Here is a 13,746-nt window from a genome sequence, read left to right as displayed (position 1 = left end):
GATGGCGGGAGGCCTTGAACGGTCCGCGGAGAACGGACGATGACGATGGATGACGGTGGCTCAGGGCTTTGCGGGGCCGAGAACTTTCGCGAGCTCGATCTCGTTGATCGCGAGGGGATTTTCCTTCAGCAGCTTGGCGAGAAACTCCTGGCGATTGAGGCGACCACGCTCGGCGCGGAGTTGCACGGCAAGCTGGTCCTTCACGAGTTCGAGCGATGGCGTGTGCGCGTCCTTGGTCTCGAGCACTTTCAGGATATGCCAGCCGTCGGCCAGCTTCACGGGCTCCGAGGTAGTGCCGGCCGCAAGCTTTGGCAGGCGCTCGCGGATCTCCGGCTGGATCTGCGCTTCGGCCAGCCAGCCGATCTCACCGCCCTTGGTCTTGCTGGCGGCTTCCTCGCTTTCCGCCGCGGCGATGGCGGCGAAGTCGGCGTTCTTCTCCTTCACTTTCTTGGCGACGGCATCGGCCTTCGCCTTGGCTTTGTCGGCGGCGGCCTTATCGGCATCGGCGGGCTGGGCGATGTAGATTTGCGCGAGGCGGAAGGACTTCGGCACGAGCAGGGAAGGCTTCGCGGCATCGTAGGCGGCTTGAAGATCGGACGGCGTGGGAAAGTCCGCGGGGACCTTCGCGGCGGACTCCAGGAAGCTCTCGGTGAGGGCGGACTCGCGGGCGCGGACGAGCTTCGCGACGACCTCCGGCTCTTGGTCCCACTTCTTCGCGAGCGCCTCTTTAAGGACGAGCCGCTGGATCAGCAGCGCGCGGACGTACTGGCCGAGCGCGGCGGGATCCTTGGCGAGGGCGGCGTCTTGTCCCGCTTCAAGACCTGCGAGTGCTTCGCGGATCTCGTCGGTCTTGATCTCGATGTCGCCGATCTTCCCCAAGGTGGAAGCAGGCTCGGCATGGGCCGCGGTGGCGGCGGCGATGAGCGTGATGATGATATTCTTCATAAATCGGGATTCAGGGTTTGGTGGCCGGGGCGTTCAGGCGGTTGTCGAGGATCTTGCCGCGATAGCCTTGGACGAGGTTCTCGGCCTGCACGCGGGCGGTGCCGATGAAGGGCTCCTTGGCGACGAGCGATTTCCCGAGAGCATAGCCCTCGTAGCGGTCGAGGATCTCGGTGGAGAGATTGAAGAGCGCGATGTTCTTGCGCTCGCGGTCGGCGACGGTGCGCTTGAGGGCGATCGCTTCGTCGGCGAACTTCGCGCCCTCGGCCTCCTTGGCCCGCGCGGCACCGGCGAGCGCCTCGTAGCCGGCCTTCCATTTGTCGAGCGCGGCGATGTATTCCACGAGGCGCTTTTCGCGTTCGGCGAGGCGGTTGTTCAAACCGGCGATGGTCTTCTCGGATGCGGCCTTGTCGTCGTTGGATTGCTTGGCCAGCGCGGCGTTGCGCTTCTCCAGATCGGCGAGCTTGGTTTCGAGACCCTTGGTCTTCTGCTCGGCGGCGATGGCCGCGGCCTGCGCCGTGGCGGTCTCGCCCTGGGCGGTGCGGAGCTGGAGGGTCACGTCCTTCAGCGCCTCGCGAAGGCGCGCGGTGCCATCGTCCTGGGCACGGACGGCGAAGGGCAGGAGGAAGACAGCGGATGTGAGAGCGAAGATCTTCATGTTAGAATTTCGCGTTGATATCGAATTGGAGGGTATCGGTGCTGAGCGGCGGGCCGGAGACTTCGTCCGAACTCATCCACTTCAGACCGACGCGGACGCGGGGCGAGACGGCCATGACGCCGCCGAGGGTGAAGCCTTGCAGGTTGGTGCCGCCGCCGCCGAAGTCGGAGTCGGTGAAGCCGTCCACGACCGCGTCCGATTCGACGTAGCGGTAGCCGATGCCGGCGACCCAATCGCCGCGCTCGGCGAGGGCGGTGCGGCCGAACTGGAAGGCGAGGTTCCACGCGGTGTCGCCACCATCGAAGGAACCGAGCCTGGGCCCGACGCGGTTGTTTACGGCTTTCGCGCCGATCTCAGCGGCATCGAAGGCGAGGTTCTTCATGTATTCCCCGGTGAGCGCGAACTGGATCGGATCGTAGGCAGCGTAGTCGAGGCGGCCGGTGGCGGTCAGCACGCGAAAGGGCGTGGCGAGACCGTAGTATTGATACTGATACTTGGTGCCGAAGTCGTTCGCGGCGGTGGGAATGATGTTCCGCAAGGCCATGTAGGTATTGCCGCGCTGCGCGAAGGAGGGCCGGGTGGCATCGGTATTGCCGGCGTCGGTCGGATTGAGCGGCACGAAGGGCGTGGAGAGCTCGCCCTCGATGCCATCGAAGTCATAGTAGGCGGTGCCGAACTTCGCGATGAGGTCCTTGGTGATCTTCCATTCGAGCCCGGCCTGCGCGCCGTAAAGCCACTTGTCCTTGCTCTCGAACTTCGAGGGCTGGTTCGAAGCGAAATTGAAGTCGGTATTGTAAACCGGGAACAAGCCGCCGGCACCGAAGACGGTGAGCTGGTCGTTCAGCTTATACTTACCGCGCGCGGCGAGGCCGTCGAAACCGATGTCATCGTCCCACATCACCTCGCTGGAGAAGAAGGGATTGTCGAAGCGGCCCACCAGGACAGAGAACTCGTTCTCCTCGCTCGGGAGCACGTCGTAGGCGAGGAAAGCGCGATCGAGCCAAATCGAGTACTTCGAGAAATTGCCGCCGGAGCCGCCGAGCGATTGGTTCGGAGAGACCGGCGAGTTGCTATCGCCGGTCGCGACGCGGATGCCGCCGGTGAAGCCATCGCCAAGCATCAGGTCGGCACCGAGGCGGACCCGCAGCCGGGCCCGGTTGCGGTCTTGGTCAACGTTGTATTGCGGCGAGAAGAGCGTGCCGGAGGTATCGAAGGGCGCGCCGGTGTTGATCGCGTTGAAGTTCGGGAAGGAACCGGTGTTGTCATTGCCATCGCCGAAGAAGATGCCCTCGTATCTGCCCCGGATATCGCCGAAGGGACGGATCCGCTCGGTCCACTCGGGAGCGGCGGGCCTGCTCCATTTCTCATCGCGCACTTCGGCCATCAGCTCTTGCTTGATCTCATCGCGGATGCCATTGCGGACGGTTTGCGGGACGTAGTTCACGCGGACGTCTCCGTCCTTCACGGGCGGCGGCGGCACGGCGGCGGCAGCCTGGGCGGCGTGGGCTTCGGCCTCCGCCTGCTGGATCAAGGCGAGGCCTTCCTCCTGGCTGAGCTGGCCCTTCTTCACCAGCAGCACGACCAGGTTCACGGCCATGTTCTGCGAGGGCGAAGGCAACTGTTGCTGCGGCGGCGGTGGAGGAGGTGGCTGCGGAACGCCGAGATTCGGGTCCATCATCTCCTCCAAGGTAGGCGGATCGGCAGGCACCGGAACCGGCGTGAGATTCTCCTGGGCGGAAACGATAGCGGTGCCGGCGAGTAGCGTGGCAATGGAACGGGAAGCGTGCATGGTGTGCATGGCTATTCGGAAAAGAGCGCTCATAGCGCGGGGGGGCGGATGTTAATCTTGAGCCGTACGGGCAGGGGCATATCGGCAGGCGGGCTGCCGGAGATCAGGAGGCCGGTGGCGGCGAGGCGGGCGGCTTCTATCGACTCGGACGTGTCGTTCGAGCGGATGAGCTTGGCGCGGATGGTGCGACCGGTGGTGCGATCGATCCACACGAGGAGTTCGCCATTGAGGCTCGCCTTGCTCAGCTTGGGGTCCGCTCTTAGCGCGTCTTGGACGGTGCTTTCCACCGACTTGCCGTAGGCGCGGAAGCGCGTGCCGCTGGTCTGGACACCGCCGCCGGGACGACCGTTGCCGCCGCCATCGCCCTTCGAGCCGAGGCCGAAACCATTGGGGCCATCGCCGACCAAGCCAGTGCCGAGTGCGGGCGGTTCCGCGGGCGATGGTGGCTCGGGATCATTCGGCGTCTCGACCATCTCCTCGATCATTTCCTTCTGCTCCGGCGGCTCCGGCGGCTCTTCCTTCGGTTGCGGCGGCGGGGGTGGGGGCGGCATGGGTGGCGGCACCGAGATCGGGATCCGCTCCTCCCCCTTCGGCTTCTTCGGGGCGGCCTTGTTGCAGCCCGCCAATAAGGACGAAGTCGCGATCCCTGCGAGCAGCAGGGACACGGCAGCTCCGATCAAGCGGTGCTTGGCCCTCCCCTCCCCTTCGTAATCCACGGTGTCCATCGTACTTTATTTCGCGGGTTGGGTAGCGAGGCCGATCTTGGTGATCTTGAGCCGACCCAGGAGATCGAGCACATCCATGATCGTTTGGTACTGCGTCTTGCGGTCTCCACGGATAACGGCGGGCACCTCCGCGGAAGCCGCACGTGCGGCGCTCAGCTTGGCCTGAAGCTGGGCGAAGGTGACCACTTCGTTGTTCAGTTTGATCTTGCCGCCATTATCGATCACGATGGCCTGCAACTTCGGCGCGCTCGGGTTCGGCTTCGCGGCGCTCTTGCTGGCACGCGGCAGGTCCACCTTCACGCCCTGCACCGAGGCGGTGGTCATGATGATGAAGATCAGCAGCAGCACCAGGTAGAGGTCCACCATCGGCGTGACGTTGATATCGTCGTAGTTCTCGGAGGCCATGGCGGGTTAGGAGGATTTCAAATTTGAGATTTCAGATTTGAGCTTTCACTTCGTGCTCGTGGCCATTCCGATGTTGTCGACGCCGACGCGGCCGAGCGCATCGAGCACGTCCATGATGCCCTGGTACTGGCTCTGGCGGTCGCCGCGGATCACGACGGGCAGGTCCTTGTGGGCGGCCTTCAAGGGGCCTAGCTTGGCCTCCAATTGGGCGAGGGTGACCGGCACGGTATTGAGGGCGATCTTGCCCTGGTTGTTGATCGTGATGGCCTGCATCTTCGGGACCCCAAGCTCGGAGACGGCACCCTTGCTCGCCTTGGGCAGTTCCACCTTCATCCCCTGCACGCCCGCAGTGGTCATGATGATGAAGATCAACAGCAGCACGAGGTAGAGGTCCACCATCGGCGTGACATTGATATCGTCGTAATTCTTGTCGTCTGCGGATGCCATAGCAGTACCGGGTGATCAGTGCTTGGGACCGGGCTGTTGGGCATAGGGAGAAACCTCCCCTGCCGGCGGATAGAACTCGGCCATCTTGGCCACGAACTCGTCGATGAAGACCTGCATACCGCTGGTGGTCTCCTTGATGCGGCTATTCAGGTAGCTGTAGATGAAGAGCGCCGGGATCGCGACCAGCAGGCCGACGACGGTGGCGAGCAGCGCCGAGGCGATGCCGGGCGCGATCGAGTTCACATCCACCTCGCCGCTCTTCGCAATGATGGCGAAGGTGATCATCACACCCACCACCGTACCCAGCAGACCCACATAGGGGCCGCCGGCGATGCTGATGGTGAGGAAGACCAGGCCCTTCGTCAGCTTATGGGTCTCGTGCACCAGGCCGCCGTCCAGCGCCGCGCGGATCGCCGCGATCGAGCGACCGGACAGGCCCTTGGTCCGCTCCTTGTCTCGTTCCAGGCGATGCCGGATCTCGACCGACCCGATGTGATAGATCTGATAGAGCGGCGACTTCTCGATCACCGATTGCAGCTTGGAATCCGCGTTCCCGCCGAGGCTCTTCACGCTGGCGTCGTCGCTGTGGTCGATCGCGGTGAGATCCGACGACATCTGCTTCCACTGCCGCAGGAATTCCCTCGTGCCCTTCTGGATCGAGTTGAGGTAGTTGAACTTCTGGATCGCGACGGCCCAGCCGACGATGATCATGATCACGCAGACACCGATGGCGATCCAGCCGTCGAACATCATGTTGCCCGCGATGTCGCCGAAGAGCATGACGTGCTCCATCGCGCCGCCATGACCACCGCCGCCTTCCGCGGACTCCGTCTCGCCCAGCGAAACGGCACGCTGCGCGGCATCGCTAGCGCCCTGGCTCAGCGCGGCGAACTTGATCCAATCCGCGGATCGCACGACCTTTGAAATTTCCAGTTCGTCGACCTCGCCGACGAAACGGGGCGCATCTTTGAAACCACCCAGCTCAAGAACTCCGGCCGCACTTGGCAAAGCCGCAGCGAGTTGCGAAGCAGCACTGCCATTGACGTAAAGCGTGAGCTTTCCCGGCTCACCCGCGACGGCAAGGTGAGTCCAGGTGTCAGCCGTGACCGGTGTCCCCGCAGAGCTTCGCAGCCCGCCTGCCTCCACGAATGGCACGCCTTGATCGAGGAGGATCTTGAACGACCCCTCACCGCGGCTGAAGACGACGGCACCCGCCTGCAAGGCGGAAGGCTTGATCCATGCGGACCAGGTGAAGCCGCCACTCCAATCGAGCGAGGACGTCGCGGCGATGCTCACCGTATCCCCGCCGAGCAGGCGCGCGCCGCTGCCGATGATGGCACCCTCCGACGCGGCCAACGGGGAATCGGAGTTGTTCGCGTTCGACGTTGAGTCCGTGGCGCTGCTGCCCGCGAAGTGGTAGACGAGGGCCGCATCATAAACCTCCGCAGGATCGGGCGATGGCACCGCGACGGGATTCGCGCTGCCGTAGTAGAGATGGAGCTTTGTCTGGCCATTCGCAGCGATGGTGGGAGCCTTCACCCAGACGAAGGCCTCATTCACGAGGCTATCGTACTTCTCCACCTGGTGCGGGAGGATCTTCCCATCCGCGCCGATGAAGCGCAGGTCCGAGCCATCCGAAGCGGTGGCCGCAAACTGGAAATTGCCATCGTGGAGGCGGACGAGAACGGCCGCGCCATCGAGCGGCGAGGAGAGGTTCGCGCCGTCGCTGCCCGTGTTCAGGGTGAGCTGCTGGCGATGGGTCCACTCCTTGTTCCACCAATCGGCGGCATGGAGCGATGGAACCGCGAGGATGCCGGTCGCGGCGAGAATGAGCGTCTTGTAACGGTACATTGCGAGAGGATTTGTTAGAACTCGGCCCAGCCGCGGAAGGTGATGCGGACATCGCCCGAGTTTGCCTCGGCTTGGGTGTTGAAGGGCACCGCGAGATCGAGCGAACCATTGTAGTGCTCGCGGAAGCGGAAGCGGGTTCCCGCACCGGCACTGAGGAAATTGTAGAAGGACTTTTGCCCCGGCAGCGGCTTCAGCACCGTGAGCGTGCCGCCATCGACGAAGGCATGCAGCCGCCACTCGTCGGCCTGTTTGCCATCGGCGTCCTTCTTGCCGATGAAGGAAGGGCTGCGATACTCCGCGGTGGCGAAGACGCCATTGTCACCGAGCGCGGTGGCCTCGAGGTAACCGCGGGCATTGCCGAGTCCGCCGCCGCTGTACTGCTCGCTATTGATCAGCGGCTGGCTGGAAAGCTGACCCTGGACCTTGGCAAAAAGCTGCGAGCCATCCTTCAGATCCCGCGTGTGCGAAACATCGCCGCGCAGGTAGATGTAGCTGCCGTCCGCTTTGTAGCGCTTATCATTGAATTCCCGCGAACTACTGCCCATGCCGCGGAGGTGGAAATTCAGCGAGGCATTCGCTTCCGTGAAGGAGTTCGGCTTGACCCATGAGGCGCCGTAGTTGGCACTGATCGGATAGTAGTCGATCGAAGTGGTGACCGGGGCACCGAAGAAGGTCTCCTCGTCCAACGACTTGTAGTCCATGCCGAGACTGAAGCTCTGGCTGAAGGATCCGGAAGCTGGCAAGTCGAAGAGCGCCCGCAGCCCGATGATCTCGCCTTGGCCCACGACCGCCGAGCCTCCGAGCGTCGAGATATCGCTGTCCTGCTTCGTGCCCTGGAACATCAGGCTGATGCCGTCTGAAACACGGAACATGTAGTTCGCGGAGTAGACCAGCGCATCGTCCGCCCGCTCCGGCGCGATCTGGAAATTCACCCCGAGGGTGTGGCCGAGTTGGAAGAGGTTCGCGTAGCTGATCGCGGCATTCAGACGCAGCGGCGTGGTGTTCGCGCTGTAACGGTTGTTCAACTCAAGCGAAGCGTGCAGCGGCGACTTGTCCTCGACATTGAGGTCCACATCGTAGGTGCCGGGCTCGGCTCCCGGGCGCAGCTCCGGTTTCACCTGGCGATCCGGCAGCCGGTTAAGCGCCAGGATCTCCTCCTTCACCTTGTTGAAATCGGGCACGGATCCTTCCGCCAGCGATGGTGCTTCGTCCTTGATCCGGCTCGGCAGGAAGTAGCGTGCGCCATTCACGCGTAGCCGCCCGATTTTGCCTTCGACCACTTCCAAGCGGATCACTCCGGTGCGGGGGTCCTGGTTTGGAATGAGCACCGAGACGGTCTGAAAACCTTTGTCGCGGAAGGCCTTCTCCAAGGCAGCCCGCGCTTGATCAACATCATCGACCGTTCGACCCGGACCGAGAAAAGGGTAGACCGCCTCCTCGATCTCCAGCGCCGACAGCACGGTCGAACCCTGCACCCGGTACTCGCGGATGAAGAGCGTGGGCGTGGCCTGCGAATACGCGGAGCTACCGCCTGCCAACAGGGCGGCAAGCAACAACGCGAGCTTGCCGCTGAAGGCGAGCCGCGGGGCACCAGGGGGATGATGGAGCGATTTCACGAAGTGGCGTCATGGTTCCGCCCGAAGCTCGGAGGCCGCGAACCGGAGGTCTGTCGGGAGAGACTCGACCCTGGTTCTGAGTGCGGCGGGATTCCTGCCCGCGGGTAAGACTTGGACGGTGAGGCGGCGGGGCGCCGGAGAAGGCGCGAAGTGGATTGCGGAATGGAGATCGGGTTCCGGGAGCGGGGCCGGGGCAAGCCTTTGCGGGCTTGCCCCGGGTGGAGCGTTCAATTGGAGATCAATCCCCCGTGGGCAAGGTGCCTGGAATGACCGGGCCGCCGTCTTCGGTGCGGAAGACCTTAAGATCCGGATCGGTCAGGGAGATACCCTGCTGGGTGGACACCTCGAGCTTGATCTGGTCTCTCAGGGAGTTCACGAAGTTCTGGCGGAAGCCTTCAGTTTCGCCCGGGTCTTCCTTGTCCGCCACGCCATCGAGAGGAGTGATGATGCGGTTGTAGAGCCAGAGGGTGTATCTGCCGCTCTTCACGTTCGCCGCCGTGTTCTCAACCCCGTTGAACTTGAGGGCCACCCCCTTGCTATCGGCAGGCCGCTGGACACCCTGACCGTTGCCGAGCACCGTGACATTCGCATCACCGGGGGTGATGTAGCCGACATACCAGCCGGCCGTGGCCGCGGGGTCCACCTTCTTGTAGGCCGCCTCACCCAGCTTGTAGGTCAGGGCGATCGCGATGTTCGCGCCGCTGTTGTAACCTTGGGTGGAGCGAATGCCGGAAATGGTTTGAGGCACGCCGCCATTCCAGACGCGATGGTCGCTCACGATGCCGCCGAGAGGGCTGCTGCTACCGATCACAAAGGATTTGGTCGGATCGTAGGCGCCGTTCGTTATGAACTGACCCGGGTTGGCCGGGTCCGCAACGAGCGGGGCGTTGGCAGCGCCACCTGCGGACGGAGCCGGTGTAGGCTCCCAGGCGCCTTGCGAGCCCAGACCATCGCGGCCGATTTCATTCTGCGCGCTGAAGCGCTGGCCGGCATCCGTATTACGGCCCAGGGCGTAGATGTACTTCTTGGCGTCCGCCGCCCAATTGCCGGTGATCAAGGCCAGCGGGATAGCTCCGGTATCGTAGAGAAGGCGGGCCTGTTGGGTCGTGATGCTATCGATCGGAATGCCCGGGCTGCCGTAGAATCCCAGCTGCGAGATGCCCACCGGGATCTCCTTGACCGTGTTATAGGGGATATTCTCGTAGGTACCGGAGAAAGGCGAGGTGGACTGGAAGTTGGTGGAAAGCCCGAAGTCCACCTTACCGGTCGAGAAGTCGCCGGGAAGGGTCGCTTCCAGCGGGTTGACTGTGATTTGCGTGCCGCCAAGGCCATTGCTCGGGTCGAAGCGGACCACGCTGTCCGGGTTGGCTACCGCGGCGATGCCGGCGAGGGCTCCGGCGAAGTTGGTCTTGATGATAACGTTCTTGCCGTCGTAAGTGCCGTTCCAAGTCCCGAAGTTCGAGGTCCGGAAAGTGTCGCTAGGTGCCTGGCCGCTGCCCCCGAGACCGGTGGCGACCCCGCCGAGCCCTTGGTAGCTCCAGTTGGTCAGGACTTTGCTGATGGCCACCTGGGTCGCGTTGCGGTCGCCGTTCGAGGCGGCGAAGCGGATCGTGATCTGGGCGTTGGCGGCCCCGGTGGAGACGATGGCGACAAGGCCGAGGAATGCGGATTGGGAAAGTTTCATGAAATGAGAGAAATGGATTTGAAAAGAAGACTGATGGATTGGATCAGAGATAAGGGGAGGCTTCAGGGCAGGGTCACTTTGGCTCGATAGAAGCCATGGTTCTGGTTGATCCGGGCCGGAGCGGTATCGACGAAGTTGAGCGGCGTCGCACCGGCACCCGAAAGGTGCACGTGGACTTCTTCCCATGCCCCGGCCAGATCGTCGTTGTATTCGATCACGTACTTCCGCGAGGCGATCGTCGGCAGCGTGAAGGTCGTGGACGTGCCCTGCACCACCACGGGTAGCGCCAGCTTGAAGAACGAAGTGGCGTTCAGCGGATTCGTGCCGGCCACTTCCTCGTCCCCATCGCTGGAACCGTCGCCATCGCTATCGATGGTGAAGGGATCCACTGCATTCGCGGTGAAGCTCACCACGCCGGATTGGCTGATCGTGAAGTAGCCGAGGTAACCGACCGTCCCGAAATCCGAAATGGCGGCACCCTTGCGGTGGACGTAGAAGTCGAGTGCGGATGCCGCGGCACCATTGTTGAAGTCCTTCTCGATATTCGGCCAGGTGCCGAAGTCCGATTGACCGTTCGTGGCGACTTGGGCGAGGTAGCTCGGGGCGGGCGAGGAAACCGTGGTCTGGAAAGAGCCGCGGGGATTTCCAGGCGAGGCGGTCAGCACGTTGTAACCCTGCGTGATTACCGAGGTGATTTCACCGTAGGCGGTGAGCTGCTGGTAGCCGTTGCGGGGCCCGTAAGGATCGCTCTTCACCGCGATCGAGGGCCGCGGGCGGGAAATGTAGACCGCTTGGTTATCGGTGAAATTCACGCCAAAGGCGGACCACACCACGAACTTGCTCGCGTGCCACGGCAGCGGATCTCCCTCCACCGTGGTGGAGTCGTAGGCTTCCAGATCGGCACTGAGCGGGCCAAGCTGAGCCACGACGGTGGTCGATCCCGGGCTGGCATTGAGAAATTGCGATACCGGCCCCGCATCGACGAGATAAGAGCCGGTCGAGGACAGGCTGCCGGTATGCCGGAAGGCCAGGATGACGTCGCTCGGCCCGGCTTGCACCACTTGGGCGGAATGGGCCAGCGGGGCGAGGATGCCCGCCAGCAGGCTCAGCGCACCAATCGGCAACGCCTTTCTGATAGTAGTCTGTTTAGTATGATTAAAGAAGTTCATGAATCGATGGGATTGGGGAATCGGTCAGGTGGGTCGGCCCTTATTGGCTCCGTGATTCCAAGCGCCCGGCATGGGGCGCGATGAGGAGCCTTTCGCAGCTCGACAAAGGAAGGAGAGCCGAGGGCCGGAGTTCGCGACTCAGCAACAACAGCCGGTGGCAGACCGCGGGAGGGAAAACGTGGATCCGCCTGACAAGGCGGTCCTTGGATGGGAGTCAGTCATGTGCGAGGAATCGTTGGTTGCAGCTTGGGACAAGGTCAGGATCGCGAAAGGGCCGCAGGAGCTGCCTGCTTCCGGATCTTGGGCTTGCGGCACCTCGTGATGCCGGTTTTTCGGTCAGGACCGGAGGCCGCGTGATCGCGGGCATTCCTTCCTTATGTGCTGTGCCGGCTCCCCGGGTTAGGGGTCACCTTCGATTCCCATCGCCCTTTGGTAGGGTAAACGGGGACGGCTTGAAGCCGCGGACGGAATTCATACTTGAGGAGGGAGATTTGCAAGAGGATTCGGAACGAAAAGTTTCCACACCCCTCAAAAGGCCCTGCAGATCACTTCACTCCTCAGATCGAGTGGTCGCTCGGGTCCTCTTTCTCACCCGTCTTGCGCGGGCGCTGGGAGGCTTTCGGCTCGGGGAAGCGCAGGCCGACGATGTCACCGTTGGACAAGGCCATTTCATCCACCTGCTCGCGCGTCGCCCAGACCTCGATCTCTCGGCGGCTGCCTTTCTCCGGCACCACGCTCAAGCGCGCGAAGGGACCGGCGACAAACATGTGGCTGACGCGACCGGCCAGGTGAACCCCCTCTTCCGCGGCGAAGCGTAGCTCGATCTCGTGCGGCCGCACGTAGCGGCCGTCGTCGAGCTTGTTCACCTCGCCCAGGAATTCATACACGAAGGAAGTACGGGGTTCATCGTAGATCCCCTGCGGCGCCCCGGTCTGTTCGATGCGGGCATTCCGCATCACCACCACCTCGTCGGCCAGCTCGAGCGCCTCCTCCTGGTCATGGGTGACGAAGAGCGTGGTCAGGCCGATCTCATCGTGGAACTGGCGCAGCCAGCGGCGCAGGTCTTTCCGCACCTGCGCATCGAGCGCGCCGAAAGGCTCGTCGAGCAGCAGCACCTTCGGCCGGATGGCGAGCGCGCGGGCCAGGGCGACGCGCTGGCGCTGGCCGCCGGAGAGTTCGTGCGGGCGGCGCTTGTCGAGGCCGTCCAGCTTCACCAGGTGCAGCAGGTCCTTCACCCGGGCGGCGATCTCGCTCTTCGCCGGTCTCGCGGCCCCAGGCAAAACCGTCAGGCCGAACGCGATATTCTCCGCGATCGTCATGTGCTTGAAGAGCGCATAGTGCTGGAAAACGAAGCCGACGCCACGCTTGCCCGCGGGCACGTCCGTCACATCCTCGCCATGGAAGAGCACCCGGCCGCTCTGCGGATCGGCGAACTCCAGCCCCGCCACGATCCGCAGCAGGGTGGTCTTGCCGGAACCGGAAGGTCCGAGCAACGCGGTGAGGGAACCGTCCGGCACTTCGAGCGACACGTCGTCGAGAGCGGTGTAGGTGCCGAAGGTCTTGTGAATCGATTGAATGGAGACGGACATCGGAAGGAGAGTCTCTGGGAATGAGCTGTTAGTGCCGCCCCTTGGCGGAGTGACCGGTGAAATGTTCCACCGCGGTCTTCAGGCCGAGCGTGACCAGCGCGAGCAAGGCGAGCAGCGCGGCGCAGGCGAAGGCGGCGCTGAATTGATATTCGTTGTAGAGGATCTCCACGTGGAGCGGCAGCGTGTTGGTCTTGCCGCGGGTGTGGCCGGATACCACCGAGACCGCGCCGAACTCGCCCATCGCGCGTGCATTGCAGAGCAGCACGCCGTAGAGCAGGCCCCACTTGATATTCGGAATCGTGACCCGGCGGAAGATCTGCCAGCCGCTCGCGCCGAGCGTGACGGCGGCTTCCTCCTGGTCACTGCCCTGGCTTTCCATCAGCGGAATCAGCTCGCGGGCCACGAAGGGAAAGGTCACGAAGACGGTCGCCAGCACGATGCCCGGCAGCGCGAAGATGATCTGCAGGTCATGCTCCATCAGCCAGGGCCCGAACCAGCCCTTCGCCCCGAACAGCAGGACGAAGACCAGCCCGGCGATCACCGGCGAGACCGCGAAGGGCAGGTCGATCAGGGTAATGAGAAACGAGCGCCCCCTGAAGCGGAACTTCGTGATCAGCCAGGCCGCGGCGATGCCGAAGGTGGTGTTGAGCGGCACGGAGATGCCTGCTGCCAGCAGGGTCATCTTGATCGCGGAAAGCGCGGCATCCTCGCTCATCGAGGCGACCACCACATCCCAGCCGCGGCGGAAGGCCTCCACGAAGACCGCGATCAAAGGCAGCAGCAGGAACAGCGAAAGCACGATCACGGCCAGGCCGATGAGCAGCCAGCGCACCGGCGCGGATTCGGTAGTGACAGGACGATGGGCCATGGG

General features: G+C 63.5%; 12 protein-coding genes. All 12 read right to left on the bottom strand.

The window, feature by feature from the left end; genetic code table 11:
• Window positions 1-60: 60 nt before the first annotated feature.
• The 12 genes from ABWK72_RS17785 to cysW all read right to left on the bottom strand — a co-directional run bounded on the left by ABWK72_RS17785 (window position 61) and on the right by cysW (window position 13,743).
• On the bottom strand, window positions 61-945 hold the full coding sequence (locus ABWK72_RS17785) for a peptidylprolyl isomerase (protein ID WP_367870915.1): 885 nt from the start codon (window positions 943-945) through the stop codon (window positions 61-63).
• A gap of 10 nt (window positions 946-955) precedes the next feature.
• On the bottom strand, window positions 956-1,600 hold the full coding sequence (locus ABWK72_RS17780; RefSeq protein WP_367870914.1) for a phage major capsid protein: 645 nt from the start codon (window positions 1,598-1,600) through the stop codon (window positions 956-958).
• Window position 1,601: 1 nt separating this feature from the next.
• Window positions 1,602-3,389 carry a putative porin gene (locus ABWK72_RS17775; RefSeq protein WP_367870913.1) on the bottom strand — a complete coding sequence of 596 codons (1,788 nt, stop codon included), beginning with the start codon at window positions 3,387-3,389 and terminating at the stop codon, window positions 1,602-1,604.
• A 29-nt stretch (window positions 3,390-3,418) separates the two neighbouring features.
• The gene (locus tag ABWK72_RS17770) at window positions 3,419-4,114 is read right to left on the bottom strand and encodes a hypothetical protein (RefSeq protein WP_367870912.1); all 696 of its coding nucleotides are present in this window, start codon (window positions 4,112-4,114) and stop codon (window positions 3,419-3,421) included.
• 6 nt (window positions 4,115-4,120) lie between these two features.
• Window positions 4,121-4,519: an ExbD/TolR family protein gene (locus ABWK72_RS17765; protein ID WP_367870911.1), complete on the bottom strand. Its 399-nt coding sequence runs from the start codon at window positions 4,517-4,519 to the stop codon at window positions 4,121-4,123.
• A gap of 45 nt (window positions 4,520-4,564) precedes the next feature.
• Complete coding sequence (locus tag ABWK72_RS17760; RefSeq protein ID WP_367870910.1) at window positions 4,565-4,966, bottom strand: ExbD/TolR family protein; 402 nt, start codon at window positions 4,964-4,966, stop codon at window positions 4,565-4,567.
• A gap of 15 nt (window positions 4,967-4,981) precedes the next feature.
• Window positions 4,982-6,817, bottom strand: coding sequence for a DUF2341 domain-containing protein (locus ABWK72_RS17755; protein ID WP_367870909.1), 1,836 nt, complete (start codon window positions 6,815-6,817; stop codon window positions 4,982-4,984).
• Between the two features lie 14 nt (window positions 6,818-6,831).
• Entirely contained in the window at window positions 6,832-8,433 is a 1,602-nt protein-coding gene (locus ABWK72_RS17750; RefSeq protein WP_367870908.1) for a ShlB/FhaC/HecB family hemolysin secretion/activation protein, read from the bottom strand.
• A 238-nt stretch (window positions 8,434-8,671) separates the two neighbouring features.
• On the bottom strand, window positions 8,672-10,117 hold the full coding sequence (locus tag ABWK72_RS17745) for a hypothetical protein (protein WP_367870907.1): 1,446 nt from the start codon (window positions 10,115-10,117) through the stop codon (window positions 8,672-8,674).
• Window positions 10,118-10,179: 62 nt separating this feature from the next.
• Entirely contained in the window at window positions 10,180-11,241 is a 1,062-nt protein-coding gene (locus ABWK72_RS17740; protein WP_367870906.1) for a hypothetical protein, read from the bottom strand.
• Between the two features lie 602 nt (window positions 11,242-11,843).
• Entirely contained in the window at window positions 11,844-12,875 is a 1,032-nt protein-coding gene (locus ABWK72_RS17735) for a sulfate/molybdate ABC transporter ATP-binding protein (RefSeq protein ID WP_367870905.1), read from the bottom strand.
• A gap of 28 nt (window positions 12,876-12,903) precedes the next feature.
• Entirely contained in the window at window positions 12,904-13,743 is an 840-nt protein-coding gene (gene cysW / locus ABWK72_RS17730; RefSeq protein ID WP_367870904.1) for a sulfate ABC transporter permease subunit CysW, read from the bottom strand.
• Window positions 13,744-13,746 lie beyond the last annotated feature (3 nt).

Origin of the sequence: Luteolibacter sp. Populi (genome assembly GCF_040801775.1) — a bacterium.
Classification (GTDB): Bacteria; Verrucomicrobiota; Verrucomicrobiia; order Verrucomicrobiales; family Akkermansiaceae; genus Haloferula.
The sequence above is the reverse complement of the archived record's forward strand: the minus strand, read 5'-3'. Positions and strand labels throughout refer to the sequence as shown.

What these genes read in the sequence shown, in the direction of transcription:
- ABWK72_RS17765 (WP_367870911.1), bottom strand. Translation starts at nt 4,519, where the DNA reads ATGGCCTCCGAGAACTACGACGATATCAACGTCACGCCGATGGTGGAC.
- cysW (WP_367870904.1), bottom strand. Translation starts at nt 13,743, where the DNA reads ATGGCCCATCGTCCTGTCACTACCGAATCCGCGCCGGTGCGCTGGCTG.
- ABWK72_RS17770 (WP_367870912.1), bottom strand. Translation starts at nt 4,114, where the DNA reads ATGGACACCGTGGATTACGAAGGGGAGGGGAGGGCCAAGCACCGCTTG.
- ABWK72_RS17745 (WP_367870907.1), bottom strand. Translation starts at nt 10,117, where the DNA reads ATGAAACTTTCCCAATCCGCATTCCTCGGCCTTGTCGCCATCGTCTCC.
- ABWK72_RS17735 (WP_367870905.1), bottom strand. Translation starts at nt 12,875, where the DNA reads ATGTCCGTCTCCATTCAATCGATTCACAAGACCTTCGGCACCTACACC.
- ABWK72_RS17760 (WP_367870910.1), bottom strand. Translation starts at nt 4,966, where the DNA reads ATGGCATCCGCAGACGACAAGAATTACGACGATATCAATGTCACGCCG.
- ABWK72_RS17775 (WP_367870913.1), bottom strand. Translation starts at nt 3,389, where the DNA reads ATGCACGCTTCCCGTTCCATTGCCACGCTACTCGCCGGCACCGCTATC.
- ABWK72_RS17780 (WP_367870914.1), bottom strand. Translation starts at nt 1,600, where the DNA reads ATGAAGATCTTCGCTCTCACATCCGCTGTCTTCCTCCTGCCCTTCGCC.
- ABWK72_RS17785 (WP_367870915.1), bottom strand. Translation starts at nt 945, where the DNA reads ATGAAGAATATCATCATCACGCTCATCGCCGCCGCCACCGCGGCCCAT.
- ABWK72_RS17755 (WP_367870909.1), bottom strand. Translation starts at nt 6,817, where the DNA reads ATGTACCGTTACAAGACGCTCATTCTCGCCGCGACCGGCATCCTCGCG.